The following is a 23,244-nucleotide window of genomic DNA, read 5'->3' as shown; positions in this document are numbered from 1 at the left end:
ACATGGTCAGCATTGACGTCCACAACGCGTACGTCGACTTCCCGATTTTCGACGCCAAGACGCGGTCGATGAAAAAGCGGGTGCTCGGCAAGGTCGGCGGCAAGATCGGCACCGACCAGAAGGTGCCGATCATCGAGGCGCTGCACGACGTGTCGATCTCGCTCAAGGACGGCGACCGCGTCGGCCTGGTCGGCCACAACGGCGCGGGCAAGTCCACGCTGCTGCGGCTGCTCGCCGGGATCTACGAGCCCACCCGCGGCTCCTCCCGGATCACCGGCCGCATCGCGCCGGTGTTCGACCTGGGCATCGGCATGGACCCGGAGATCTCCGGGATCGAGAACATCCTCATCCGCGGCCTGTTCCTCGGTATGTCCGCCAAGCAGATGGAGAAGCGGGTCGACGACATCGCGGAGTTCACCGAACTCGGCGACTACCTGCAGATGCCGCTGCGCACGTACTCCACGGGTATGCGCGTGCGGCTGGCGCTGGGCGTGGTCACCTCGATCGACCCGGAGATCCTGATCCTCGACGAGGGCATCGGCGCCGTCGACGCGGCGTTCCTGAACAAGGCCCGCGACCGGCTCAAGGACCTGGTGAAGCGCTCTGGCATCCTGGTCTTCGCCAACCACTCCGACGAGTTCCTGATGGAGCTGTGCGACACCGCCATCTGGATGGACGAGGGGCACGTGAAGCAGCAGGGCTCGCTGCGTGAGGTGCTCACCGCGTACAAGGGCCGCGACCCGTTCGAGAACATGAGCCAGGAAGGCCTGGAGCGGCTCGGCATCGAGCCCGCGGCCGTCAAGAACGGCGGCGTGTGATGGCCAGCGAGACGCAGCAGCTGCCCGAGGGCGCCGTCGTCGGTGTCGTGGTCACCCGCCATCGGCGGGAGCTGCTCGCGGACTCGCTGAAGATCATCGCGGCCCAGACGCGCCCGGTCGACCACCTCGTCGTGGTCGACAACGGGCCGGACCAGTCGGCCCGCGACGTCGTCGAGTCGTATCCGCTGCCCTGCACGTACCTGCCGTCGCACCGGAACCTCGGTGGCGCCGGCGGGTTCGCGCTGGGCATGCTGCACGCGCTGTCGATGGGCGCGGAATGGGTCTGGCTCGCCGACGACGACGGCCGTCCCGCCGACGAGAACGTGCTCGCGATCCTGTTGGAGGAAGCCGAAAAGCGCGGCCTGGCGGAGGTTTCGCCCGTGGTGGCGAACATCGACGCGCCGGCCCAGCTGGCCTTCCCGCTGCGCCGCGGCCTGACCTGGAAGCGCTCGTCGGCCGAGCTGGGCACGGACTTCCTGCCCGGCATCGCGTCGCTGATGAACGGCGCGCTGTTCCGTGCGTCCACTTTGGACGTCACCGGCGTGCCTGACCTGCGCCTGTTCTTCCGCGGCGACGAGGTGGAGCTGCACCGCCGGCTCGTCCGCTCGGGCCTGCCGTTCGGCACCTCGCTGCGCACCACCTACCTGCACCCGGACGGCTCGGACGAGTTCAAGCCGATGCTGGGCGGCAAGTTCCACGCGCAGGACCCGGAGAACGAGGTCAAGCGCTACTACACCTACCGCAACCGCGGCTACCTGCTGTCCCAGCCCGGGATGCGCAAGATCGGCGCGCTCGAGGTGCTGCGGTTCGGGCTGTACTTCGTGGGTGTGAAGCGGGACCCGAAGGCGTTCATGCAGTGGTTGAAGCTGGTGCGGCAGGGACGCGCGGAGAAGTTCTACCGCTACTGACGCCGCTCTGACCCTGCTCCGACCCCGCTCCCGGCCAGGCCGCCCCGCCGTTCTCGAAACGGCGGGGCACTTCTCCCTCCGGCGGCCCTACGTCAAACAGCCTCGCCTTGTAGTGGTTTCCCAAAGAAACCACTACAAGGCGAGGCAAAAACGCGTAGGGCCCCCGCTACTCACCTATGACCGGCGGCGCGGTCCGCAGGTCGGAACCGAAGAGGTCGTCCGGGTCGACCTCTTCGAGGAACGCCGAACCATCCCGATCGGCGCCGTCGTCGCCCTCGCTCCGCCAGGCCGCCGCGCCCATGCCACGACCGGGGCGGGCGGGTGCGCCGCCCATGCCACGACCGTCGGCCGCCTCGGCGGCGCCCATGCCGCCCGGCCGGGCCGCGCCACCCGAGCCGGCGCTCGGGTTTTCCGGGACGCCCTGGCCGGGGCCGAAGGAGCCGCTGCCCCGGCCGACCTTGGTCTCGTGCTCCGACTCGCCGCCGAAGCCGCCGCCACCGAACCCGCCGCCGCCCATCGGCATCGGGCCCATGCCCATGCCGCCGGCCGCGGAGCCGCCCTGGCCGCCACCCTGCTGGCTGGCCACGGGGGCGGCGCTGGACGTCATGGTGCTGTTGTCCGCGACGGGCAGGTGGCCGGAGCCCGTCATCTGGCCGGGCCCGGCGGTCAGCGCCCCACTGCTCTGGTGCGCCGATCCGCCGCCGGCGGCCGCACCGCCGCCGCCCGGGACGCTCACGCTGCTGCCTGTGTCGCCGCCGCTGCCGTGGTGCTGGTCGACGGAAACGTTGCTCGACGGCAGGACGACGTCGGGCTTCGTGGACGCGCTGACGCCGAACTTCGGCGGGTCCGCGAACACCGGCTGCTTGGACGCGGCCGCGTAGAGCGACTTGTCGTAGCCGGACATCGTCTCGGCGGCCTGCTCGTGCGCGGACTGGCTGTCCTTCTGCTTCTGCAGCGACTTGTCGATGGTGTCGCCCATGGTGAGCGGGTTCGCCGTGGCCCAGGAGTTGAACTCTTCGTCCCAGTTGAACGGGACCGGCTCCGTCATCGCGTTCTTGGCGTTCTGCGCCGCCGTGCCCTGGTCGTCGATGGTCTCCGACGCGAGCTTCGCGTTCTGCGAGTTGGCGTCGGCCCACTTGCCGAGGCTGGTGAAGTAGGCCTGCGCGTTCGTGGCCGCCTCGCCCTCCCAGGAGCCCTTCGACTTGGCGACGGCCTCGTTCAGCTGCGTGGCGAAGTCCTCGAAGGCCTTGTGCAGGTCGAAGTAGGCGGTGGAGACGCCGGCGACCTGCTTGGCGTCGAGGTTCGTCTCGACGAAGCCCTTCAGCTGCTCGTGGTCGTGGCCGAGGTAGTCGGCGTCGGAGGGATTCAGGCCCTTGACGTACTCGACGTCGCCGACCGGGGTGACGTGCTGGGCGCCGGCCTGCTGCTGGGCCAGGCCCGGTGTGTTCGTGGTCATGCGGATTCCCTCATCCCTCGGGCAGCTTGGTGGCGCTCAGGTCCGGCATCTCGTCAGGCCTTGGTCTTCGAGGCGTCGAAGGCCTGGCCCTCGTTCTCGGTGTAGACCCCGGCGGCGCGGGCGAGCGCCTCGTCGGCGTCCTTGAGGACCTGGCGGAACTGCTCCAGCACCACGGTGGCCGAGCCGGTGGTGTCGGCGCCGCCCTTCTGGTCGTGCGCGGCGACGGTGTGGCCGTACGGGTGGCTGCCCAGCTGCGGCGCCGAGGCGAGGACCTGCGTCTCCGACCTCAGGCCGTCCAGGCGGGTGCCCATGTCCGTGAGCGCCTTGCGCAGGTCGTTCAGCGCCTCGCCCGAGATGGTGAAGCCACCGGACTTCGCGGCGTCCACCAGTTTCCTGGTTTCGGCCGTGACCGCCGCGATGGCCTGCGTGTTCAGCCCGCCGGCCGCGAGCGCGTTGGTCGCCTGTCCAGGGTCAGCCACAAAGCTCATGGTCGGCAGTCTACTGACCTTCCACGCCCGGGGCAGTCGTTTCAGGAATAGCCCTCGAGCTGCGTATACAGCTGCTGGGCGAGGCGCGCGTTGTCGGCGGGGGCGTAGGTGAGCCAGCGCTGGCCGTCGTTGGCGTCGCGGGTGCTGAGCAGGTAGCGGCCGGCCTCGGTGTCGAACCAGGCGAGCGGCGGGAAGGTCGCTTCCCGGCCGTTGCCGTTCCGGATGTGCACGGTGAACTCGCCTACGCGCGTGCGCGGCTTCTCGAAGATCCGCTCGACGGCGCGTAGCTGCGGGTTGTGCGAGCGGGGCGCCTCGACGCCCGCGAACGGGTCGTACCCTCCGCTGCGACGGGCCTGCTTCGCGGGGCGCGCGATGGTCACGGACTGGCCGGGCGCGGCGGGTGTCAGCGGGAGCAGGTCGACGATCGCGGGCACGATGCCCGTCGGACGGGTCTCCTCGAAGACGAGCATGTTGCCGTCCTGCTTGACCAGCACCGCGTACGCGCCGTTCGACGCCACCCGCGCGAAGAGCCGCTCGCCGTCCAGCTGGGCGGCGGCGGTCACGGCGAGGTCGGAGCGGGCGAACGTGGCCAGCGCCAGCTCCACGTCGTCGTCAACGCGGCCGCGGCGGAGCAGGCCACGGCCGTCGAGGTCGCGGAGCACGGCCTCGCGGACCTGCTGCCGCTGCTCGGTGGTGGTGCCCACGTGCGGGACCACGAACGGCACCGGCGCCCGGCCGAGCGAAAACTGCTCGAGCAGAAGGTCCACCGCCGCCAGCGACAGCGAGAACGAATACGGCATCGCCCATCCCTAGGTCCGGTTGCGGAGGGAACGGTATCCGACGCCCGCCGTGCGGCGCACGCGGACAGGACCAACTGCTCCGCCCTCAGCGAACCCGCTTGCCGCAGTGATCACACGCTGGTGCCATGGGGGTATGGCAGATCCCAAGTCCGCGCTCGTCCTCCACCTCGCCGCCGGTGGAGAGCCGCTGCTGTTCCCACTGACGGCCGAGGAATCCGTTGCCGTGCAAGAGAAGATCCCAGACCTGCTCAAGCACGGCGGCGTCCACTCTGTACAGACGAAGGACGGCAACACGGTGTCGGTGAACTTCGCCCACGTCGCCGCCGCGTACGTCGACGACCTCAGCCGGAAGAGCAGGTTCGGCCTGACCGGGTGACCGTCGCGGGTGGACACTCGCTGTGCCGGACAGTGGTTCTGGCCTGCGGAAGTCCGGCGACGCCCGCTACCGGAGGGCCAGGCCCAGCAGATCGGCGCGGATTTCCGGACGGCTGCCGGCCACCAGGAGGAACGTCGCTTCACGGACGAGTCGGGCGGCGTGGGAGCCGGTCAGGACGGCGCGGCTGCCGGTGGCCGCGATGAGGGCGCCGGCGCTGCGGTAGGCCAGCTCGCTCGCCGCGGCGCGGGCCGACGGGAGCGTCGGAGGGTCGGTGAGGGCGGCGTCGAGGCGGGTGCGGATCAGGTGCTGCTCGGCGCGCAACGCGTCGGCCGACTCCTGGTCGCCCGCGTCCACGAGCAGGCGGGCGCAGCGTTCGGCCAGGCCCAGGGGCGCGCAGCCGTTCAGGCGGGACGCGAAGGTGTTGGACTTGACGAAGTCGGCGTACGGCACTTCCGCGAGCACCTGCTCGGTGGGGACGAAGTAGCCATCCAGCTGGAGCCGGACCGTCGCGGTGCCTTGGGCGGCCGTCAGGGCCAGCGGGTGGGCCGTGAGCCCAGGGCCGTCGACCGGCTCCACCACGGTGTGCACCACCGTGTCGCCGTCACGGCCGGAGAGCTGCAGCAGGTCGATGCCACCCCAGCCGCTGACGAAGGGGGCTTCGCCGTGGAAGCGGTAGCCGCCGTCGACAGGTTCGGAGCGGACGCGCGGCGGCGTCGGGATCACGCCGGCGTACGCGACGCCCGCGCGCAGGTCACCCGCGATCAGGGCGGGCAGGTACTTCGCGCGCAGCCCGGCGTTTGAGGTCCCGGCCAGGCCGAAGACGAGGCCGTGGTGCTGGAGCCAGGTGAACGTCGTGCTCAGGCAGCCGCCGGCCAGTGCCTCGATCACCCCGACCAGTTCGGGCAGCGACGCGCCGGGGCCGCCCGCTTCGGCCGGGGCGGCCAGGCCGTAGAGACCAGCCGCGGCGAGCGCGGCGAAGTGCGAGCGCGGCACGACGCCCGTCCGGTCCACCTCGGTCACGGCCGGGAACAGCACGTCGTCGGCCAGGGCGCGGGCTTGAGTCACCAGATCCGTCACGGGAATTAGGCTACCCTAAGTTCCGCGAACCTGGCCGGAACGCACTGAAGGCCACCCACGAGAGCGGGTGGCCTTCAGCACGAGGCTTGGTTACAGCTCGTAGAGCCGCTTCCAGTTGTCCCGCGAGGTCAGCTCGGGCATGGCGCGCTTGTACTGCTCCTGCACCCCCGCGCCTTCCTTGCGCAGCCGCTGGATCGTCTTCGCGCCGCGCTTGGCGAGTTCGAACATCTTCACCTTGTCGTACGTGCGCACGCGCACGCCTTCCTGCGAAGCGTCCGTGACCACGGCCGTGTCGAACAGCGCGATGTGCCACCAGTGCGCCTCGTCGATCGGCACCGCGCCGAGGCCGAAGCGGCTGCGGCCGAGCACGCGGTCGAGCACGCGCTTGATCAGCACGAGCCGCTGCATGCTGGGCCGCGGCGCGCTGTTGATGATGCCGATGTCGTTGGACGCGATGCCCGGGACGTCGGTGGCCTTGTGCCGCTTGGTCTCCGGGTACTGCTCGCGGATCCGGCGGATCTCCTTCATCGCCGCGACGCCGCCGTCACGCAGGACCTCCGGCCCCTCGAGGAAGTCCTCGACGGCCTTGATCAGCGTGGCCGACAGGCCGTACTGCATGCCCAGCAGGTAGCGGACCAGCTGCGCGAGCAGCACGCGCGAGAGCAGGTTCAGGTTGAACGGCGAGTGCAGCGCGGCGGTGATGATCGAGTTGCGCAGGTTGAAGTACCGGTGCCACTCGTCCCAGTCCTTCCAGTGGAAGTCCGCGTGCCACACGCCGGCGCCCGGCAGCGTGACGGTCGGGAAGCCGTACTCGCGGGCCCGGTAGGAGTACTCGGCGTCGTCCCACTGGAAGAAGAACGGCAGCGGGTAGCCGATGGCCTTGACCACCTCGTACGGGATCAGGCACGACCACCAGCCGTTGTACCCGGCGTCGAGGCGGCGCTCCTGGCGGTTGGGCTTGAGGCTCTCCTCGTCGACGCCCAGCAGGTCGGCCGTGGACAGCGAGTGCTGCACCGGCTGGCCCGGCTCCAGCGTGTTCAGCCGGGCGTACTCGGCGCCGACGTGCAGCTGGTTCGGGTGCAGCAGGTTCAGCATCTGGCCGCCGACGATGATCGGGTTGGCCGCGCGGTTGGAGAACGCGGTCATCCGGACGACCAGGTCCGGCTCCAGCAGCACGTCGTCGTCCATGAACAGGACGTTCGCGTGCTCGGTGGCGGTGTGGCCGGCCACCTCGAACAGGCCGCGGGTGAAGCCGCCGGCGCCGCCGAGGTTGGGCTGCTTGATGTAGTGCAGCTTGTCGCCGAGGTCCTTCGCGACCTGCGCGAAGCCGTCGCGCGACTCGACCAGGTCGGTGCCCTGGTCGGCGACGTAGATGGCGTCGAGCGTGTCCAGCGACGAGACGTCCGCGGCGAGCGCCTGGAGGTTCTTCAGGCAGTCGTCGGCGCGGTTCATGGTGCAGATGGTGACGGCGGTCGGGCGGATCTTCGCCGGGGCGTCGACGGTCCAGCGGACCTGCTCGACGCGCAGCGACTGGCCGGCCTCGGTCTCCAGGTCGAGCCACAGACCGCCACCGTCGTGGAACTTGTCCAGCTTCGCGCTCAGCGTCACCTTCTTGGCCTTGGCGCCCGTGACGACCTCGGCGTTCGCCACGCGGGCGTCACCCTCGAGGTCGGACGCGCCGACGGTCAGCAGCCCGTCGCCGGTCACCACGGCCTCGACGGAAACCTCGGTCACCGAGGTCCAGCGCTGCCAGTAGCTGGCCGGGAACCGGCCGAAGTAGGTGTTCCCGGAGACCTTGGACGACGGCTCGACGGTGATCCCTCCGCGGTCCCGCACCGCGGAGCCCCACTCGAGCTCGGCGTAGAGGTCCTTGCTGACGATCGGCGCCGGGCCTGCGTACAGGCCGCGCTGGGCCGTCAGCCGGCCTTCGGGTGCGTGCTCCGCGAACCGGGTCTCGCCTGCGGGGGCCGCCTCGGCGACCGGGGCTGCTTTACCGGGCATAGAACTCAGTTCTCCTTTACCGGCCGCTCACGAAACACGACCCACTTGAGCATGACGAAATTGATCACGGTCGCCGTCGCCTGTGACACGACCCAGCCGAGCGTGGCCTTCCACGCCGACTCCGGAAGCAGGTGCAGCATCCACTGGTTCATCCCGACGGCGACGAAGAAGGTCACCGCGTACAGCAGCACGAAGCTGCCGACCTGCGTGCCGCCCTCGCGGCGCCCGCCGGAGAAGGTGAACCGGCGGTTGAGGAAAAACGCCGTGGTCGTGCCCACGATGAAGCTGATCGCACGGGCGACCGTGACCCACGGGACGGCGTCCATCCCGACGGCCCTGAGCAGCGAGTACGTGCCCAGGTCCAGGAGGGCGCAGAAGCCGCCGATCAGGCCGAAGCGGATGAGCTGCCCGAGCAGACCGGGACCCGACGGTGCGGGCACCGTCGTCTCACTCTGCGGTTCTGTAGCCACCACTGGAATACCTCGTCGGCTTGGTGCGTCGTTGTCTCTGGATGTCCAAGTCCGTGTCGACTTTGACGCTCGGACGCTTGTGCCTTGATTCGCAAAGTGTAGAAGCGGTCACTTCAGGGCGACGTTCCGGGCGGTGTTCGGCGTGGCTACCCCCCAGTCCGACCTCCCCACCACCACCCTCAACGGCGGTGCGCCGCACCACTGTGTTTACTGGGTGGGTGACCCATGCACCCGAGACACAGCGACGCACGCTCACCGGTTGGGGCCGCACCGCCGGGACCGTCGCCGACGTCCTGAGCACGCGCGACGTCGAAGCCATCGCCAAGGCGGTCGCGTCGGCCGGACCCCGCGGGGTCATCGCGCGCGGCCTCGGCCGCTCGTACGGCGACCCCGCGCAGAACGCCGGCGGCCTGGTCGTCGACATGACCGTGCTGGACCGCATCCACTCGATCGACCCCGACTCCGGGCTGGTCGACCTCGACGCCGGCGTCAGCCTCGACAAGCTGATGCGCGAAGCGCTGCCGCACGGCCTGTGGGTGCCGGTCCTGCCGGGCACCCGCCAGGTGACGATCGGCGGCGCGATCGCCAACGACATCCACGGCAAGAACCACCACTCCGCGGGCAGCTTCGGCAACCACGTGGTGTCGATGGACCTGCTGACCGCCGACGGCACGGTGCACACGCTGACCCCGGAAGGCCCCGAGGCGGAGCTGTTCTGGGCGACCGTGGCGGGCATCGGCCTGACCGGCATCATCACCCGCGCCACGGTGCGGATGAAGAAGACCGAGACCGCGTACTTCCTGGTGGACGCCGACCGCACGGCGAACCTCGACGAGACGCTCGCGCTGTTCACCGACGGCTCGGACCTGACCTACGACTACTCGATGTCGGTGCCGGACCTGATCTCGTCGGACAGCCGCCTCGGCCGAGCCACGTTCTCCCGCGGCTCGCTCGCCAAGCTGGACGAACTGCCGCCGAAGCTGCGCAGCCAGCCGTTGAAGTTCGACGCGCCGCAGCTGCTCACGCTGCCCGACGTGTTCCCGAGCGGGCTGGTCAACAAGCTGACCTCGACCATGATGGGCAACCTGTGGCAGCAGACGGTGCCCAAGAAGGGCGCCCGGGGCAAGATCCAGAACCTGACGCAGTTCTACCACCCGCTGGACATGCTCAGCGAGTGGAACCGCGGCTACGGCGCCAAGGGCTTCCTGCAGTACCAGTTCTCGGTGCCGTTCGGCGCGGAGGAGCAGCTCAAGGCCATCTGCCGGAAGATCTCGAAGTCGGGGCACTACTCGTTCCTCAACGTGTTCAAGCGCATGGGCGACGCCAACCCGGCACCCATGTCGTGGCCCTCGCCGGGCTGGATGCTCAGCGTGGACTTCCCGATCAAGGGCGACCTGAGCCGGTTCTGCCTGGAGCTGGACGACGACGTGCTCGCCGCGGGCGGGCGCCTCTACACCGCGAAGGACTCGCGGACCTCGGCGGAGACGTTCGCGAAGATGTACCCGCGGCTCGAGGAATGGCGCAAGGTCCGCGCTTCCGTTGACCCCGAAGGCGTTTTCGCCTCTGACATGAGCCGGAGGCTCGCACTGTGATCGACGCCGTTGGCAACCCCCAGTCCCTGCTGCTGCTCGGCGGCACCTCCGACATCGCGCTGGCGATCGCGGAGAAGTACCTCGCGGAGAAGCCGCTGCGGGTCGTGCTGGCCGCGCGGCCCTCGCCGCGGCTCGACGCGGCGGTGCAGCGGCTCAAGGACCGCGGCGCCGAGGTGTCGACCGTCGAGTTCGACGCCAAGGACACCGCCTCGCACCCCGCCGTGCTGGAGAAGGCCTTCGCCGGTGGCGACATCGACGTGGCCGTGGTCGCGTTCGGCCTGCTCGGCGACCCCGAGGAGCTCTGGCAGGACCACGCCAAGGCCGTCGAGGCGGCCACGGTGAACTACGCCTCCGCCGTGTCGGTGGGCGTGGCGCTGGCCGCGAAGCTCAAGACGCAGGGCCACGGCACGATCGTGGCGCTGTCCTCGGTCGCCGGTGAGCGCGTCCGCCGCTCGAACTTCGTCTACGGCTCCACCAAGGCCGGCTTCGACGGGTTCTACCTGGGCCTCGGCGAGGCGCTCGCGCCGCACGGCGTGCAGGTCACCGTGGTCCGTCCGGGCCACGTGAAGACCAAGATGACGGCCGGGCTCAAGGACGCCCCCCTGGCGCAGACCGCCGAGCAGGTGGCGGACATCGCCGTGGACGCCGCCCGCTGCGGCAAGGACCTGGTCTGGGCCCCGGCGCAGTTCCGGCTCGTGATGTCGGCGCTGCGGCACGTGCCGCGCCCGATCTTCCGGAAGCTGCCGATCTGAGCTCACCACCTCCACTGACTCGTGAGTGTTTATGACGGTTAGAACCGTCATAAACACTCACGAGTCTTTTTTTGCGCTGGTAGTCAACCGATCGGTGGATGCCAGTTGACCGAGCTGCGGATGGTTCCGGGGCGCCGTCGGTCGAAGACTGGACGCATGGGCAAAGACTTCCGGTCCTCAGCGTTCGCACTGCTCGTCGACGTCGGGGCGCCCGTCGGCGGGTACTACCTGCTGCGGGCGTTCGGTGTGCCGTCCGTCTGGGCGCTGGTGCTGAGCGGCCTGCCGCCCGCGCTGCGGGTGCTGTACACCGCCGTCGTGCGGCGGAAAGTGGACGGCATGGGGCTGTTCGTGCTGGCGATCGTCGCCGTCGGGCTGGTCACGACGCTGATGACCGGCGACGCCCGGCTGCTCCTGGTGCGCAACGCGTGGTTCAGCACGCTGGGCGGCTTGTGGCTGTTGGCGAGCCTGTTCGTCGGCCGCCGCCCGGTGACGTTCGACATGGCCCGCGCCCTGCTGCCCGGCCGGGGCGAGAAGCTCGACGAGGCGTGGGAGTCGCGGCCGTCGTTCCGCCGCGCGTGGCGGGTGCTCGCCGTGGTCTGGGGCGTCGGCGGGCTGGCGCACAGCGGCGTGAGCGTCACCATGGCGTACTCGCTGCCGGTGGACGACGTGCCGGCGCTGGACACCGTGCTGGGGATCGGGTGTTTTGTGCTGCTGCAGGTCGTCACGCAGGTCGTGCTGTTCCGGGAGGGAACGCTCGCCGGGCTCGTCCGGCGGCCGTCAGCTCGCCAGGCGTCAGCTCGCGGGTGAGGCGGGGACCAGGTAGAGCCGCTGGGTGCCCACCCACGGCGAGTCGATCGTCCAGCTCGCCAGCGCGGACGGCGGCGGCGCCTGGCGGGTGGTGGCCAGCACGAGGTCGGGGCTGGTCGGCGCGACGCTGTGGTCGAAGTTGTGGAAGTTGGCCTCGAGCAGGGCGCGGCCCAGCTCACCGCTGCGGCGCTTGGTCTCGGTGATCGCCGGGTCGACGGCGCCGCGGTCGGAGAACTGGTCGACCAGGCGGCAGCCGCACGCGTAGGCGAGCGCGCCGGCCTCCCCCGGGCTCTCCACGGTGCGGTCCTTGACCAGGCTTGAGAGCTGACTGCCGATCCGGCGGTACTCGTCCGACGCCGCGTGATTGCTGGTGATCGGGGCGAAACGGCGGGGCAGGCCAGGCTGCACGTACACCGTGACGGCGGCGGCGAAAACCAGCCCCGCGGCCACGCCGGCGCCGACGCGAAACCGTTGCGGGACCACACATGCGCAGGCCGCCAGGAAGATCGTCGCGCTGATGATGCTCGGCGCGTAGTACCAGTGATAGGGCGGGACGCCGAGCCAGGAGTACGCCGCGTAGTGCAGCGCGCCCGCCACGGCCAGCGCGGCGAACGGCGCGAGCTTCCTGGCCGCCGGGGAACCGCGGCGGAACTGGACCGTCCACACGAGACCCGCGACGAGGGCGAGCAACAGCGGTAGGAAGGAAATCGCTGTGGCAGCGGGAAAGTTGCGCCAGTACAGCAGCGGGCCGCCGGCGAAGCCGAACGGCCCCCATGGGCGTTGCGTCATCTTGATGACCACTGTGTCCGGCAGCGCCGAGCCCAGCGCGTACCAGCTGAACGCGAACCACGGCAGCGTCACGGCGAGCGCGGCGAAGGCGGTGCGCCAGATGCCGTCCCAGAACGTCCGGCGCGCGGCGAACACCACCAGCGCCACGAGCAGCAGGTCGATCCGCACGAGCGTGAGCAGCCCGGCGGCGAGGCCGAGCGCGGCCGGACGGCGTTCGATCGCGTAGACCATCACCCACACCGACCCGGCCGCGCCCAGCGCCACTTCGAGCCCGACGGACGAGATCAGCAGCGGGTTCACCAGCAGCAGCGCGAACGCGAGCGGGGCGAAGACGGCGGGCAGCCCGGCGCGCGCGGCCAGCCGGCGCAGGCCGAGCACGAGCATCACCTGCGCGGCCACGAAGACCACCCCGGCCGCCGTGACGGGGTCCCGCAGGAGAAACGTGACGGCCGCGAGCGCGAGCACGTTCAGCGGCGACGTCGCGGTGTTCGCCGTGCCTTGCTCGATCAGCCCCCAGTGACCGTGGAAGGCGAGGTTCTTCGCGTAGGAGAGCGTGATGTACGTGTCGTCGATCAGATGGCTGCTGGCCAGCGAAAACACCAGCGCCGACGCCACGGCGGCCGCCACCGGCGCCACCCACGGACGGGCAAGTTGACGGACGCTCTGGCCAACCCGCTGACCAACACGCTGACGGGCACGCTCCAGCACCACCGGCAGCGCACCGGTGGCGAGCGGAAGTTCTGCGGAGGCGCCTCGCATCACGAACACCGTACACAACGTCCGTGATCTTCCCGTGACCTGTGCGGTGGCCGGACCGGAGCACCCACCGGGGCCCGGCTACTCGACGACCGGCGCCTTCAGCCCGGAGACCAGCTCACCGGCGTCGATGTCGAGGCCGGCGGCGAACTTGAGCAGGTTGTGCAGGTTCACGTTGCGCAGCCCGCGCTCCACCTGACTGACGAACGTCCAGTGCACCCCGGCGGCGTCGGCGAGCTTCTCCTGGCTGACCCCCAGCTCCTGCCGCCGCGACCGAACGCGCACGCCGAGAAGCCGCGTCGCCTCGGAAAGGGGGTCTTTCGCCATGGTGGATTAATTACAGGTGTCCAGGTCATTCAACGCCAGAGAATGAATGTCTAGATGATTTGTGTCTATAGCCTTTATGTCTAGTTGTCGGGCATTCTTTGCGAATGGTCACGCGGAGGGTGACCGATCAGCTACCGTGCTAACTGTCGGCCGTTGTAAACGCCAAGGGGAGAACGGGTTACATGGGCCTTTGGGACAGCATTTCGTTCACGGTCATGGACTCGGGCGCACCCCCTTCGGGCGGCTTCGCCCTACAACGCGACGAGGCGACACAGCTGGTCGAGCGACTGCAGGACGTGCGGAAACAGTTGAGAGCCATGCACGTCGATGCCGTGACCCTCTGCGCTATCACGCCGCCGTCGGGTGATCCCGGCACAATGACTTACCAACAAGCGCTAACAGTCAATGCAGCTGGACAACCCGCCGCCCTCTCCTACGGCGGCGGTCACATCGATCTTCAGCTGAGCTATGTGACAGAATTGATCGTCCGACTGGAAACCGCCCTGGGCATGACCGAAGCGAGCGACGAAGCGCAAGCCGGCACAGTGAGCGAAGTCGGCCAGAAAGCCGAGGGACGAATTTGATGGCCCCCAGAACTGTCACCATGGCTGTCATCGTTTCGGCGGTCTTCTTGGTTGCGGGCTGCTCGGGCTCGGACACGCCTGGGGTTCCTTCTCCGGCGTCGCAGGCTCCGTCAAGCTCCGCACCACCGGCGAGTCAAACGCCTCCATACGCAGGCGCGCCCAAGGTCGCCTCCCCGTTGCCCAGCACGGTGCTCTCCGGCAGCGCCTGCGACGCGCTCACCCCAGACCAGGTCAAGGTCAATATCGGCATGACAGTGGCGGGCGAACCCGATCACCTGCCCGGCATCGGGCAGAAGTGCACCTGGGCGAATCCGCAGAGCGGTGGCCAGATCGCCGTGTTCTACGTGACCGAACCCAAGACCGGGCTCAGCGGCAACTACGCCAACACCCGGCCGCAGATGGCGGTCTGGAAGGAACTTCCCCTCATCCAGGGCTTCCCGGCCGTGGCCTACTCCGACAACGGGAAACCCAATCCGAGCTACTGCGCGGTGAGCGTTGGCATCACCGACACCCTTTCGATCGACGTACACGTCGATCTCAGCGATCAGAAAGCAGGCAAGATTGACGCCTGCACAATCGCCCCCGAGACCGCCAATGACGTGGTCACGACGTTGAAGCAGAAGGCCGGCTCGTGAGCTTCGACCAGGTGGACGCGGTGCTCAAGCAGGGGCAGCAGCTCGTGCCCGTGCCGGACGTCGTGAGCGCCGTGCTCGCCGGGAGTTCCGCGAGCTGGCACGAGGGCGTCGGGACGGCGAACCGGATCGCCGCGGACCAGGACGCCGTGGGGCAGGACCTCACGCAGATCCTGGGCCGGCTCGAGTCCGCCTGGACCGGGGCGGGCGCGGACGGGGCGGCCGCGCGGATCCAGCGGATCCGGTCGTCCGCGGTCGCGGCCAACCAGACGTTTGTGCACAACGGCAACGAAATCGGCAACGCCGCCTCGCTGTACGAGGGCATGAAGAACCAGCTCACGCCCATGCCGTCGCGGCCGAATCTCGCCCCTGGGCAGGGCGCGGCCTGGTGGGACCAGGACATGGAGTCCTCGGTCACGGCGTACAACGACACCGCGAAGCGCAACCTCGACATCTACAACGGCTACGTCGGCCAGACCCAGGCCAACACCGGCCGGCTCCAGTACGACTACGGCCAGATCGGCACCTACGACGGCGGCGACGTCAGCCTGGCGCCCACCCCGGACACCGGAGGGCCCGACGGCCGACCGTCGGGGAGTCCACACGACCCCGCTCCCGCGGGCGCTGGGGCTCGGCCGCACGACGGCCCGGCGGCCGGCACGCCTGGCGCGCCTGGCGCGAATGGTCCCCGCGCACCCGGTGCTGGTGCTGGTGCTGGTGCTGGTGCTGGTGCTGGTGCTGGTGCTGGTGAGAACGGAACCACCACGGCGGGCTTCACCCCGCCACCGCTGGGCTCGCTGCCGTCGTCCGGGGCGGGCGGGGCGGGAGCCGGGAACGTCGGCGCCAACCCCGGGACCGGGACAGGCGGCGGCGCCGGAGTTGGCATCTTCGGCGGGCCGGATGGGCTGGGCGGCAACGGCACCGGTGGCGTCGGACCGTACGGCAACGGCCGATTCGGCAGCCCTGGCAGTGGCGCTGGGCGTCCGGGCAGTGGCGCGGGAGCCGGCGAGGCCGAGGGGCGCGGTGGCGCGCCCGGAAAGCAAACCGGTGGCGCGCCGGGAAAGCAGACCGGCGGGGCGCTCGGCCCGGGCCGTTCCGCGGGCGCGCTCACCGAGGCGGAACGGACCGCCGCCGCGCGGGGCACCGGCGGGCCCGGCGGGATGGCGCCGGGCGGGCGTGGCAAAAAAGAGGAGGACGACGAGCACCAGCGCAAGTTCGTGCTCGACACCGACGCCCTCTTCGGCGAGGAAGGCCGGACCGTCGATCCCGTGACGGGGCTGCCGGTCGTGCCGCCGACCATCGGCGGGTGAACGTGCTCGACCGGGCGGTCGTGCTGCCGAAGCTGGCGTTCACCACGGCGTGGGCCATGCTCGACCTGGGTGATCCGCACCCGGTCCTCGGCACGGACATCCACCACTGGATGAGCGACGACGTCCGCCGTGACCTGCACGAGGAGACGATCACGCTGCTCGCCGAGCACGGTCTGGCCCGGCGCGACCGGCTCAATCCGCTGTGGCGCGCCACGCTCCGTGTCATCAGCGCCCCGGATCGCGAGTTCTACGCCTGGTCCGGCCTGCGCGACGGGACCCAACGCGCGTCACTGATCGCACTCCGCGACGACGAGGGCGTGTGCGTCCTGTCCCGCGACGCGACGGTCGAGGTACGGCCGGTGCGCGTGAAGTGGCCGGCGACCAGCCTGTTCGACACGCTGCCGAACGTCGCGGGCGCGCCGATCCGGACGGTCACCGTCCCCCACACCCCCGACGACGAGCCCCCGGACCCACTGGCCGAACCGTCGGACAACCGCGACCGCGACCACCTGGACGACGTCCTGTCCCGACCGCAGGACGCGGTGCACCAGCTGTACACCGCCCGCCGCGACGAGTCGGGACGGCGCTCGCGCAGCCTCCCCATCACGGCCCTCGACCTGACGAACGAGGGCCGCGTCCTGACCTACCTGACCGAGGACGACCGCATCACCCTGACGTCCGGCACCCCGCGCACCGTGGTCAAAACCCTGAACGACACCCACGCCGGCCTGCTCTGACGGGACGCGCCGCCGCCGAGTCCGCGGCCGCACCTCGGTTGGCCACCGCCGCCGGCACTGGTGCGATTGCCGCGCCCTGGCACCCCGGTGCCCCGGTGCCGATGCCGGTCAGGTCAGGTCAGGTCAGGCCAGGTCAGGTAAGCGCCAGTGCCTTGGTGCTGGCCTTGGTGCGATCGCCGGTGCCTCAGGTGCCGATGCCGGTCCTGGTCGAGTAAGTGCCGGTGCCCGGGTGCTGGCGCTAGCACGATCACCTGTGCGCCAGGTGCTGATGCTGGTCCCGGTCAGATGAGAGCCGGTGCCTGGTGCGGGCGCTGGCGCGATCACCGGTGCGCCAGGTACCGATGCTGGTCCTGGTCCTGGTCCTGATTCTGGTCAGATGAGAGCCGGTGCCCTGGCGCTGGCACTGGTGCGATCGCCGGTGCCCCAAGTCCCGATGCCGGTCCTGGTCAGACCAGCACCGGTACCCAGGTACTGGCGCTGGTCAGATAAAAGCCGGTGTCGAGGTGCTGGTGCTGGTCGAACGAAAGCCGGTGCCCAGGTGCTGGCACTGGCGCTGGTCAGATGCGACCGCCGGTGCTGGAGTCCAGGCCGGTCAGATGCGATCGCCGGTGCCGGTGTTCGGGCCGGTCAGATGCCGTCGCCGGTGCCGGTGTTGTCGTCGGTGCCGAAGCCGGTGGTGCCGTTCTGGCTGTTCGGGGTGTTCTGGCCGTTCTGGCCTTGGCCGCCGAAACCTTGGCCGTTCGGGCCCTGGCCGCCGAAGCCCTGGCCGCCGCGGTGGTAGCCGCCGGGGCCGCCGTCGCGGAGGCGGGACATGCCTGGCCTCGTGTTGTGGTCGGTGGCGGCCATGACGCCGCCCACGACGCCGCCGCCGATCACCAAGCCGAGGATGCCCACCGCGACCAGTTGCGTCGCCCGGTGGCTGGCGAACCGGCGGAAACCGCCTGGCTGCCGAGCGCCCGCCGGTTGCGCCGCGCCCCACGGCACGGCTCCCGGTGGCGGCTGCTGGCCGTACGGCGGCACCGCGCCCGCTCCAGCTTGACCCTGCGGAGGCACCGCGCCCGCTCCGGCCTGGCCCTGCGGAGGTACTGCACCCGCGTCAGCTTGGCCTTGTGGCGGCACCGCGCCCGGAGCAGCCTGACCTTGCGGAGGCACCGCGCCCGGCGGCACTGCACCCGCGCCAGCCGACGAAGGTACCGCGCCTTGCTGCTGGTTCTGGGCCGTAACCTGCGGCTGTTCACCCGCGGCCGGCAATCCGGCCGCGCCCAGCTCCGTGGTCTGCTCGGTGGTCTGCTCCGCAGGACCCGGCTGGTCAGCCGCCGCGTTGGGCGGCTCGATCGGGTTCGGGGTGGTCGGCTGGTCGCCAGGGGCCGGTCGGCCGTCATCGGGTGACGCGGCGGGGTGGGGATCCTGGTCGGTCATCTTCGGGCTCCTCAGAGGGCTGAGATGGGAACGGGCGTGCTGCCCGCCCCCACCTCCGAGGATGACCGTCGAGTCTGTGCTGCGCCTGAAGGCCAGCTGTTTAAATCCGCGCGCTTTTCACAGGTAGAACGACAGGAACAGGGTCACGACCCAAGTCGCGCCGAGGACCTGGAGGACTCGGTCGTTCAGGGCGATCTCTTCCGGCTCGCCCGCCTTGCCGCCGTCGACGTCGACGGCGTAGCGCAGCACGGAGACCACGAACGGGACCATCGAGACGACCGCCCACACCGAGTCGTGCTCGACCTGGCGGATCTCGAACGCCCACATGCAGTACGACATGATCAGGATCGCCGCCGAGGTGGCCCAGACGAAGCGCAGGTAGCTCGCCGAGTACTTCTTCAGCGACGAGCGGATCTTCGCGCCCGTCCGCTCGAACAGCATGATCTCCGCGTACCGCTTGCCCGCCACCATGAACAGCGAGCCGAACGCGGTGACCAGCAGGAACCACTGCGACATCGCGATGCCGCCCGCCACACCACCGGCGATCGAGCGCATCAGGAAGCCCGAGCCGACGATCGCGAGGTCCACCACCGGCTGGTGCTTGAGCCCGAAGCAGTAGGCGATCTGCACGGCCTCGTACACCGCCAGCACCACGGCCAGCTGCCAGCTCGCCGCGAACGACACGGCCAGGCCGGCCAGGAGGAACACCACCGCCGCGCCGTAGGCCACCGGCACCGGCACGATCCCGGCCGCGATGGGCCGGTTGCGCTTGGTCGGGTGGGCGCGGTCGGCCTCGACGTCGACAGCGTCGTTGATGAGGTAGACCGACGAGGCCGTGAGCGAGAAGGCCACGAACGCGATCAGCGCGTCGATGACCAGCTCGGTGCGGTTGGTCGCCTTGGAGAAGGCGAAGAACGGGGCCGCGAAGACCAGGACGTTCTTCACCCACTGCCGCGGCCGGGCCGTCTTGATGACGCCGCCGACCAGGCCCAGCGGGCTCTTCTTCGGCGCGGCGGGGTCGGCAGCGGCTTCGGTCACGGCCGGGACGGCTGGGGCGGCCTCGGCCTCCGCGGCGGTCTCGGCCGGTTTGGCGGCCACGGACTCGGTCCCGGACTCGCCGGAGTCCGGGGTCCGCTCGTCGGTCGTTTCGCTCATCGTCTCTTCAGCTTCCGTCGGATCAGACCACCGACGAGGCCTCCCAGGGCCGCACCGGCCAGTACGTCGGTCGGGTAGTGGACGCCGAGGACCAGCCGCGAGGCCAGCATCGGCGGTACGAGGGCGGGCACCAGGTTACGCCCGGTCAATCCGGAGTAGAGCACCGCCGCCGCCGTCGTGGACGTCGCGTGCGACGACGGGAAGCTCAGCTTGCTCGGTGTGCCCACCAGCACCTCGACGCTCGGGTGGTCCGGGCGCGGGCGGCGGACCACCCGTTTCACCGCGATCGACGCGGCGTGCGCGCCCACCACGCCGGCCGACGCGATCAGCCAGTCCTTGCGCCGCTCCTTGTCGGCAACGGCGCCGACCAGGCCGATCGCGAACCAGCCGATCGCGTGCTCGCCGAAGTGCGACATGCCGCGCGCAGCCTTCACCGCGCCCGGCTTCTTCAGGAACGCCTGGGCCTTCGACAGGACCGCGACCTCACCCATGCCTCGTGAGTGTTCATGACGGTTAGAACCGGCATCGCCACTCACGAGGGTCTCAGCGGTCTCAAGCATCGATCGACCCATCCAGCGGCGCGCCGTCAGTGAGGTGCGGGCCGATCTTGTTGTCGAACGCCGACAGCGCCGAACCGATCGCCATGTGCATGTCGAGGTACTTGTACGTGCCAAGACGGCCGCCGAACAGCACGTTGTGCTCGCGCGCCTCGGTCTTGGCCAGCTCGCGGTAAGCCTCGAGCTTCTCGCGGTTCTCCGGCGTGTTGATCGGGTAGTACGGCTCGTCGTTCTCCCCGGCGAAGCGGGAGAACTCACGGAAGATGACCGTCTTGTCCTTCGGGTAGTCCCGCTCCGGGTGGAAGTGGCGGAACTCGATGATGCGGGTGTACGGGACTTCCTGGTCGTTGTAGTTGACGACCGAGGTGCCCTGGAAGTCACCGGTCTCCGCGACCTCGGACTCGAAGTCCACGGTGCGCCAGGTGAACCGGCCCGCGGAGTAGTCGAAGTAGCGGTCCAGCGGACCGGTGTAGACGGTCGGCGTGCCCGCCGGGATGTGCTGGCGCACGTCGAAGTAGTCGACGTTCAGCCGGATCTCGATGTTCTCGTGGTCGGCCATCTTCTCGAGCCACGCGGTGTACCCGTTGACGGGCAGCCCCTCGTAGGTGTCGTTGAAGTACCGGTTGTCGAACGTGTAGCGAACCGGCAGGCGGGTGATGATGTTCTCGCCCAGGTTCTTGGGGTCGTTCTCCCACTGCTTCGCGGTGTAGCCGCGGATGAACGCCTCGTACAGCGGGCGGCCGATCAGCGAGATCGCCTTCTCTTCGAGGTTCTGCGCGCTCGCGGTCTCGAACTCGGACGACTGCTTGGCGATCAGCTCGCGCGCCTCGTCCGGCGTGTGCGACTTGCCGAAGAACTGGTTGATCAGGCCCAGGTTCATCGGGAACGAGTAGACCTGGTCCTTGACCCGGGCGAAGACCCGGTGCTGGTAGCCGGTGAACTCGGTGAAGCGGTTGACGTACTCCCACACGCGCTTGTTCGAGGTGTGGAACAGGTGCGCACCGTAACGGTGCACCTCGATCCCGGTCTCGGGCTCCGGCTCCGAGTAGGCGTTTCCGCCGAGGTGGCTCCGCCGCTCGAGCACGAGGACCTTCTTGCCGAGCTCGGCAGCGGCCCTCTCGGCGACGGTCAGCCCGAAGAAACCGGACCCGACGACGACGAGGTCGTAACCGGCGAAGTCGTCTTCAGTAATCTTGGCGGGGTTCGTGTGCTCGCTCACGGGCGCCCAGGGTACGCAGCCCCCGAGCCGTGGCCCGCACCGACCTCAGCCTTCACCGGCAGTTCACCTCCGACAGACCTGGGAAGCATGCCTGCACCGGACACCTTCTGGAGCTATTTCAGCGCGGTCCTGACCTACCTGGCCGTGCTCGCGGTGCCGGGCGGCCTGATCGGCCGGGCCGCCGGCGTCCGCGGCTGGGCGCTGGCCGGGCTGGCCCCGCTGCTGAGCTACGCCGTCACCGGTCTCGCCGGGCCGTGGCTCGGCATCGTGGGCCTGCCGTACAACGTGCTGACGGCGGCCGCCTGCACGCTGCTGTTCGCCGGCCTCGCGTACGGCTCGCGGCGGCTGTGCATCGCCCGCGGCTGGCTGAAGCCCGGCGCTGAGGAGCCGCCGGTGCGGTGGACGCGGCGGGCGCACTGGGCGGTGGCGGCCTGCGTGGTCGTCGCGGTCGGGCTTTCGATCGCCGTGGTGCTCTCCGCGCGCGGCGGGACGACGGCGGTGTTCCAGCGCTGGGACACCGTGTTCCACGCGAACGGCATCCGCTACATCGCCGACACCGGCGACGGCTCGCTGATGGGCATGGGCAAGATCAACTGGTACCCGGACGGCTCGTTCTACCCGAACGGCTACCACCTGGTCGGCGCGCTGGTGTACGAGATCTCGGGCACGAGCGTCCCGGTCACGCTGAACGCCATCACGATGCCGGTCGCGGGCATCTTCGCGCTGGCGATGGTCGCGCTGATCCGCCAGCTGGGCGGGCGCGCGGTGTACGCGGGCTGCACGGCGCTGGTCGCGGCGGGCGCCACCACAGGCGCGTACGAGTCGGTTTCGAGCGGCCTGCTGCCGTACGCGCTGGGCATCGTGCTGACGCCGCTGGCGGTGGTCGCGCTGCAGCGGTTCCTGGTGCGGCCGGGCGTCGACACCGGGCTGATCGTGGCGCTGGCCTCGGTGGGGCTGCTGGCGGCGCACTCGAGCGCGCTGTTCGGCGCCGTGCTGTTCGCGCTGCCGGTGATCGTCCAGCGCTGGTACCGGTCGCTGCGGCGCAAGGCCGTCGACGGCGTCCCGGACGGGCGGCCCGCGTGGCGCGTGATCGGCGGCGACGTGCTGCGGATGGTCCCGGTGATGCTCGTCAGCGGTGTGCTGGCGGCGCCGCAGATCCTCGGCGCGATCGGCTTCACGGCGGGCTCGTACCCGTACCAGGCGTGGAACTCGGACCTGTCGGTCCCGCTCGCGCTGAAGCTGCTCGTGACGTTCCAGCAGGTGCTGAGCCGTCCGCAGATCTGGCTGACGGTGCTGCTCGCGGTGGGCGCGCTGAGTTTCTTCACGCTCGGCCGGATGCGCTGGGTGCTGCTCTCGGCGCTCGGCCTTTCGGCGTTTTTCGTGCTGGTGACCTGCTACGGCTACCTGCCGTGGGTGATCTCGCTGTCCCGGCCGTGGTGGAACGACCGCTACCGGCTGATGGCGCTGGCCGCGATCCCGCTGTGCCTGCTCGCCGGGCACGGCATGGCGGAGCTGCAACGCTGGTTCGCGCGGCTGGCCGGCAGCGGCGCCTGGGCGCAGTCGCGGCCACGGGTGCTGGCGCGCGTCGGCGTGGGCACGGCGGTGCTGGTGGTCGTCGCGACGGCCGTGCTGACCGGCGGCTTCTACCGCACGGCGAACGCGACGGCCGTCTCGTTCCTGTACTACAACGGCCCCGAGGGCGAGGTCACGCCGCCGGTGAGCGCGAACGAGATCACGGCCATGGAACGGCTGGGCGCCATGGGGATCCCGGCGCAGGAGAAGGTGCTGAACGACCGGATGGACGGCACCGCCTGGATGTACGCCATCGCCGGCGTCCACCCCGTCGCCGGCCACTACGACGGCGGCGGCCATGTCGACCCCGACGCCGTCTACCTGGCCCTGCACTTCCGCGACTACGACACCGACCCGCGCGTGCGCGACGCCGTCCACCGGCTCGACGTGCACCACGTCCTGATCGGCAGCGGCACGATCCGCAAGGACACGCCCATCGCCCCCGGCCTGCGCGGGCTCGACGGGCTGGACTTCCTGAAACTCGACTACCGCAACCCGGGCGCCGCGATCTACACGATCGTCAAGTAGCGGCGGCAAGTCCCCAGAGCCTCAAGTCCCCCAGAGCCTCGAGTCCCCAGACCTCGAGTCCAGGAGCCTCGTGGCCGCAGCTCCCCGACTGCGACCACGAGGATCTCCCGTCCC

23 protein-coding genes are annotated in these 23,244 nt (G+C 70.1%); 11 read left to right on the top strand and 12 right to left on the bottom strand.

The window, feature by feature from the left end; all coding sequences use genetic code 11:
* Positions 1-2: 2 nt before the first annotated feature.
* Together wzt and glfT1 are read left to right on the top strand one after the other, a co-directional pair.
* The gene (gene wzt, locus OG943_RS37960; protein WP_328605738.1) at positions 3-818 is read left to right on the top strand and encodes a galactan export ABC transporter ATP-binding subunit Wzt/RfbE; all 816 of its coding nucleotides are present in this window, start codon (positions 3-5) and stop codon (positions 816-818) included.
* On the top strand, positions 818-1,726 hold the full coding sequence (gene glfT1, locus OG943_RS37955; protein ID WP_328605737.1) for a galactofuranosyltransferase GlfT1: 909 nt from the start codon (positions 818-820) through the stop codon (positions 1,724-1,726). Before wzt ends, glfT1 begins: the two co-directional genes overlap by 1 nt.
* Before the next feature lie 166 nt (positions 1,727-1,892).
* Here the strand turns inward: glfT1 and OG943_RS37950 are convergent, their stop codons facing one another.
* From OG943_RS37950 to OG943_RS37940, 3 genes are read right to left on the bottom strand one after another with little or no spacing between them, the layout of a single operon-like run.
* The gene (locus tag OG943_RS37950) at positions 1,893-3,182 is read right to left on the bottom strand and encodes a hypothetical protein (RefSeq protein ID WP_328605736.1); all 1,290 of its coding nucleotides are present in this window, start codon (positions 3,180-3,182) and stop codon (positions 1,893-1,895) included.
* Positions 3,183-3,235: 53 nt separating this feature from the next.
* Positions 3,236-3,670, bottom strand: coding sequence for a hypothetical protein (locus OG943_RS37945; RefSeq protein ID WP_328605735.1), 435 nt, complete (start codon positions 3,668-3,670; stop codon positions 3,236-3,238).
* Between the two features lie 41 nt (positions 3,671-3,711).
* Entirely contained in the window at positions 3,712-4,470 is a 759-nt protein-coding gene (locus tag OG943_RS37940; RefSeq protein ID WP_328605734.1) for an ESX secretion-associated protein EspG, read from the bottom strand.
* Positions 4,471-4,603: 133 nt separating this feature from the next.
* Between OG943_RS37940 and OG943_RS37935 the strand changes: the two genes are divergently transcribed.
* Entirely contained in the window at positions 4,604-4,846 is a 243-nt protein-coding gene (locus tag OG943_RS37935) for a hypothetical protein (RefSeq protein ID WP_328605733.1), read from the top strand.
* A 66-nt stretch (positions 4,847-4,912) separates the two neighbouring features.
* Here the strand turns inward: OG943_RS37935 and OG943_RS37930 are convergent, their stop codons facing one another.
* From OG943_RS37930 to OG943_RS37920, 3 genes are all read right to left on the bottom strand, one after another.
* Complete coding sequence (locus OG943_RS37930; RefSeq protein ID WP_328605732.1) at positions 4,913-5,923, bottom strand: acyl-CoA dehydrogenase family protein; 1,011 nt, start codon at positions 5,921-5,923, stop codon at positions 4,913-4,915.
* A gap of 90 nt (positions 5,924-6,013) precedes the next feature.
* Positions 6,014-7,924, bottom strand: coding sequence for a glycosyltransferase (locus tag OG943_RS37925; RefSeq protein WP_328605731.1), 1,911 nt, complete (start codon positions 7,922-7,924; stop codon positions 6,014-6,016).
* 5 nt (positions 7,925-7,929) lie between these two features.
* On the bottom strand, positions 7,930-8,397 hold the full coding sequence (locus OG943_RS37920) for a GtrA family protein (protein ID WP_328605730.1): 468 nt from the start codon (positions 8,395-8,397) through the stop codon (positions 7,930-7,932).
* A 215-nt stretch (positions 8,398-8,612) separates the two neighbouring features.
* Between OG943_RS37920 and OG943_RS37915 the strand changes: the two genes are divergently transcribed.
* The 3 genes from OG943_RS37915 to OG943_RS37905 all read left to right on the top strand — a co-directional run bounded on the left by OG943_RS37915 (position 8,613) and on the right by OG943_RS37905 (position 11,545).
* The gene (locus tag OG943_RS37915) at positions 8,613-9,986 is read left to right on the top strand and encodes an FAD-binding oxidoreductase (protein WP_328605729.1); all 1,374 of its coding nucleotides are present in this window, start codon (positions 8,613-8,615) and stop codon (positions 9,984-9,986) included.
* Positions 9,983-10,738 (top strand): decaprenylphospho-beta-D-erythro-pentofuranosid-2-ulose 2-reductase, encoded by a 756-nt coding sequence (locus OG943_RS37910; RefSeq protein ID WP_328605728.1) that lies wholly within the window; start codon positions 9,983-9,985, stop codon positions 10,736-10,738. Before OG943_RS37915 ends, OG943_RS37910 begins: the two co-directional genes overlap by 4 nt.
* 156 nt (positions 10,739-10,894) lie before the next feature.
* Positions 10,895-11,545 carry a VC0807 family protein gene (locus OG943_RS37905; RefSeq protein ID WP_328605727.1) on the top strand — a complete coding sequence of 217 codons (651 nt, stop codon included), beginning with the start codon at positions 10,895-10,897 and terminating at the stop codon, positions 11,543-11,545.
* On the opposite strand, the gene OG943_RS37900 is transcribed toward OG943_RS37905, so the two are convergent.
* Together OG943_RS37900 and OG943_RS37895 are read right to left on the bottom strand one after the other, a co-directional pair.
* Positions 11,531-13,093 carry a hypothetical protein gene (locus OG943_RS37900; protein WP_442874626.1) on the bottom strand — a complete coding sequence of 521 codons (1,563 nt, stop codon included), beginning with the start codon at positions 13,091-13,093 and terminating at the stop codon, positions 11,531-11,533. The genes OG943_RS37905 and OG943_RS37900 overlap by 15 nt on opposite strands.
* 78 nt (positions 13,094-13,171) lie before the next feature.
* Positions 13,172-13,417 carry a helix-turn-helix domain-containing protein gene (locus OG943_RS37895; protein ID WP_328605725.1) on the bottom strand — a complete coding sequence of 82 codons (246 nt, stop codon included), beginning with the start codon at positions 13,415-13,417 and terminating at the stop codon, positions 13,172-13,174.
* 182 nt (positions 13,418-13,599) lie between these two features.
* Here OG943_RS37895 and OG943_RS37890 point away from each other — a divergent pair, with 182 nt between their 5' ends.
* The 4 genes from OG943_RS37890 to OG943_RS37875 are packed head-to-tail and all read left to right on the top strand — an operon-like array spanning position 13,600 to position 16,680.
* Positions 13,600-14,001, top strand: a complete 402-nt coding sequence (locus tag OG943_RS37890) for a hypothetical protein (RefSeq protein ID WP_328605724.1) — start codon at positions 13,600-13,602, stop codon at positions 13,999-14,001.
* Positions 14,001-14,636, top strand: coding sequence for a DUF3558 domain-containing protein (locus OG943_RS37885; RefSeq protein ID WP_328605723.1), 636 nt, complete (start codon positions 14,001-14,003; stop codon positions 14,634-14,636). Before OG943_RS37890 ends, OG943_RS37885 begins: the two co-directional genes overlap by 1 nt.
* Positions 14,633-15,943 carry a hypothetical protein gene (locus OG943_RS37880; protein WP_328605722.1) on the top strand — a complete coding sequence of 437 codons (1,311 nt, stop codon included), beginning with the start codon at positions 14,633-14,635 and terminating at the stop codon, positions 15,941-15,943. Before OG943_RS37885 ends, OG943_RS37880 begins: the two co-directional genes overlap by 4 nt.
* Positions 15,940-16,680 (top strand): ESX secretion-associated protein EspG, encoded by a 741-nt coding sequence (locus tag OG943_RS37875; protein WP_328605721.1) that lies wholly within the window; start codon positions 15,940-15,942, stop codon positions 16,678-16,680. Before OG943_RS37880 ends, OG943_RS37875 begins: the two co-directional genes overlap by 4 nt.
* A gap of 627 nt (positions 16,681-17,307) precedes the next feature.
* On the opposite strand, the gene OG943_RS37870 is transcribed toward OG943_RS37875, so the two are convergent.
* The 4 genes from OG943_RS37870 to glf form a co-directional block, all read right to left on the bottom strand.
* Entirely contained in the window at positions 17,308-18,099 is a 792-nt protein-coding gene (locus tag OG943_RS37870; protein WP_328605720.1) for a hypothetical protein, read from the bottom strand.
* Positions 18,100-18,216: 117 nt separating this feature from the next.
* On the bottom strand, positions 18,217-19,254 hold the full coding sequence (locus OG943_RS37865; RefSeq protein WP_328605719.1) for a decaprenyl-phosphate phosphoribosyltransferase: 1,038 nt from the start codon (positions 19,252-19,254) through the stop codon (positions 18,217-18,219).
* Positions 19,251-19,745, bottom strand: a complete 495-nt coding sequence (locus OG943_RS37860; protein WP_328605718.1) for a phosphatase PAP2 family protein — start codon at positions 19,743-19,745, stop codon at positions 19,251-19,253. The genes OG943_RS37865 and OG943_RS37860 overlap by 4 nt, the downstream gene beginning before the upstream one ends.
* A gap of 61 nt (positions 19,746-19,806) precedes the next feature.
* Entirely contained in the window at positions 19,807-21,030 is a 1,224-nt protein-coding gene (glf, locus tag OG943_RS37855; RefSeq protein WP_328605717.1) for a UDP-galactopyranose mutase, read from the bottom strand.
* Between the two features lie 87 nt (positions 21,031-21,117).
* Here glf and OG943_RS37850 point away from each other — a divergent pair, with 87 nt between their 5' ends.
* Positions 21,118-23,130 carry a DUF6541 family protein gene (locus OG943_RS37850; RefSeq protein ID WP_328605716.1) on the top strand — a complete coding sequence of 671 codons (2,013 nt, stop codon included), beginning with the start codon at positions 21,118-21,120 and terminating at the stop codon, positions 23,128-23,130.
* The last annotated feature ends 114 nt before the right edge of the window (positions 23,131-23,244 follow it).

Origin of the sequence: Amycolatopsis sp. NBC_00345, assembly GCF_036116635.1 — a bacterium.
Lineage (GTDB): Bacteria > Actinomycetota > Actinomycetes > Mycobacteriales > Pseudonocardiaceae > Amycolatopsis.
The sequence above is the reverse complement of the archived record's forward strand: the minus strand, read 5'-3'. Positions and strand labels throughout refer to the sequence as shown.

Excerpts from the sequence above, each read along its gene's own strand:
- OG943_RS37940 (WP_328605734.1), bottom strand. The coding sequence starts at position 4,470 with ATGCCGTATTCGTTCTCGCTGTCGCTGGCGGCGGTGGACCTTCTGCTC.
- OG943_RS37890 (WP_328605724.1), top strand. The coding sequence starts at position 13,600 with ATGGGCCTTTGGGACAGCATTTCGTTCACGGTCATGGACTCGGGCGCA.
- OG943_RS37950 (WP_328605736.1), bottom strand. The coding sequence starts at position 3,182 with ATGACCACGAACACACCGGGCCTGGCCCAGCAGCAGGCCGGCGCCCAG.
- OG943_RS37895 (WP_328605725.1), bottom strand. The coding sequence starts at position 13,417 with ATGGCGAAAGACCCCCTTTCCGAGGCGACGCGGCTTCTCGGCGTGCGC.
- OG943_RS37925 (WP_328605731.1), bottom strand. The coding sequence starts at position 7,924 with ATGCCCGGTAAAGCAGCCCCGGTCGCCGAGGCGGCCCCCGCAGGCGAG.
- glfT1 (WP_328605737.1), top strand. The coding sequence starts at position 818 with ATGGCCAGCGAGACGCAGCAGCTGCCCGAGGGCGCCGTCGTCGGTGTC.
- wzt (WP_328605738.1), top strand. The coding sequence starts at position 3 with ATGGTCAGCATTGACGTCCACAACGCGTACGTCGACTTCCCGATTTTC.
- OG943_RS37900 (WP_442874626.1), bottom strand. The coding sequence starts at position 13,093 with ATGCGAGGCGCCTCCGCAGAACTTCCGCTCGCCACCGGTGCGCTGCCG.
- OG943_RS37885 (WP_328605723.1), top strand. The coding sequence starts at position 14,001 with ATGGCCCCCAGAACTGTCACCATGGCTGTCATCGTTTCGGCGGTCTTC.
- OG943_RS37865 (WP_328605719.1), bottom strand. The coding sequence starts at position 19,254 with ATGAGCGAAACGACCGACGAGCGGACCCCGGACTCCGGCGAGTCCGGG.
- OG943_RS37945 (WP_328605735.1), bottom strand. The coding sequence starts at position 3,670 with ATGAGCTTTGTGGCTGACCCTGGACAGGCGACCAACGCGCTCGCGGCC.
- OG943_RS37870 (WP_328605720.1), bottom strand. The coding sequence starts at position 18,099 with ATGACCGACCAGGATCCCCACCCCGCCGCGTCACCCGATGACGGCCGA.
- OG943_RS37935 (WP_328605733.1), top strand. The coding sequence starts at position 4,604 with ATGGCAGATCCCAAGTCCGCGCTCGTCCTCCACCTCGCCGCCGGTGGA.
- OG943_RS37905 (WP_328605727.1), top strand. The coding sequence starts at position 10,895 with ATGGGCAAAGACTTCCGGTCCTCAGCGTTCGCACTGCTCGTCGACGTC.
- OG943_RS37860 (WP_328605718.1), bottom strand. The coding sequence starts at position 19,745 with ATGGGTGAGGTCGCGGTCCTGTCGAAGGCCCAGGCGTTCCTGAAGAAG.
- OG943_RS37850 (WP_328605716.1), top strand. The coding sequence starts at position 21,118 with ATGCCTGCACCGGACACCTTCTGGAGCTATTTCAGCGCGGTCCTGACC.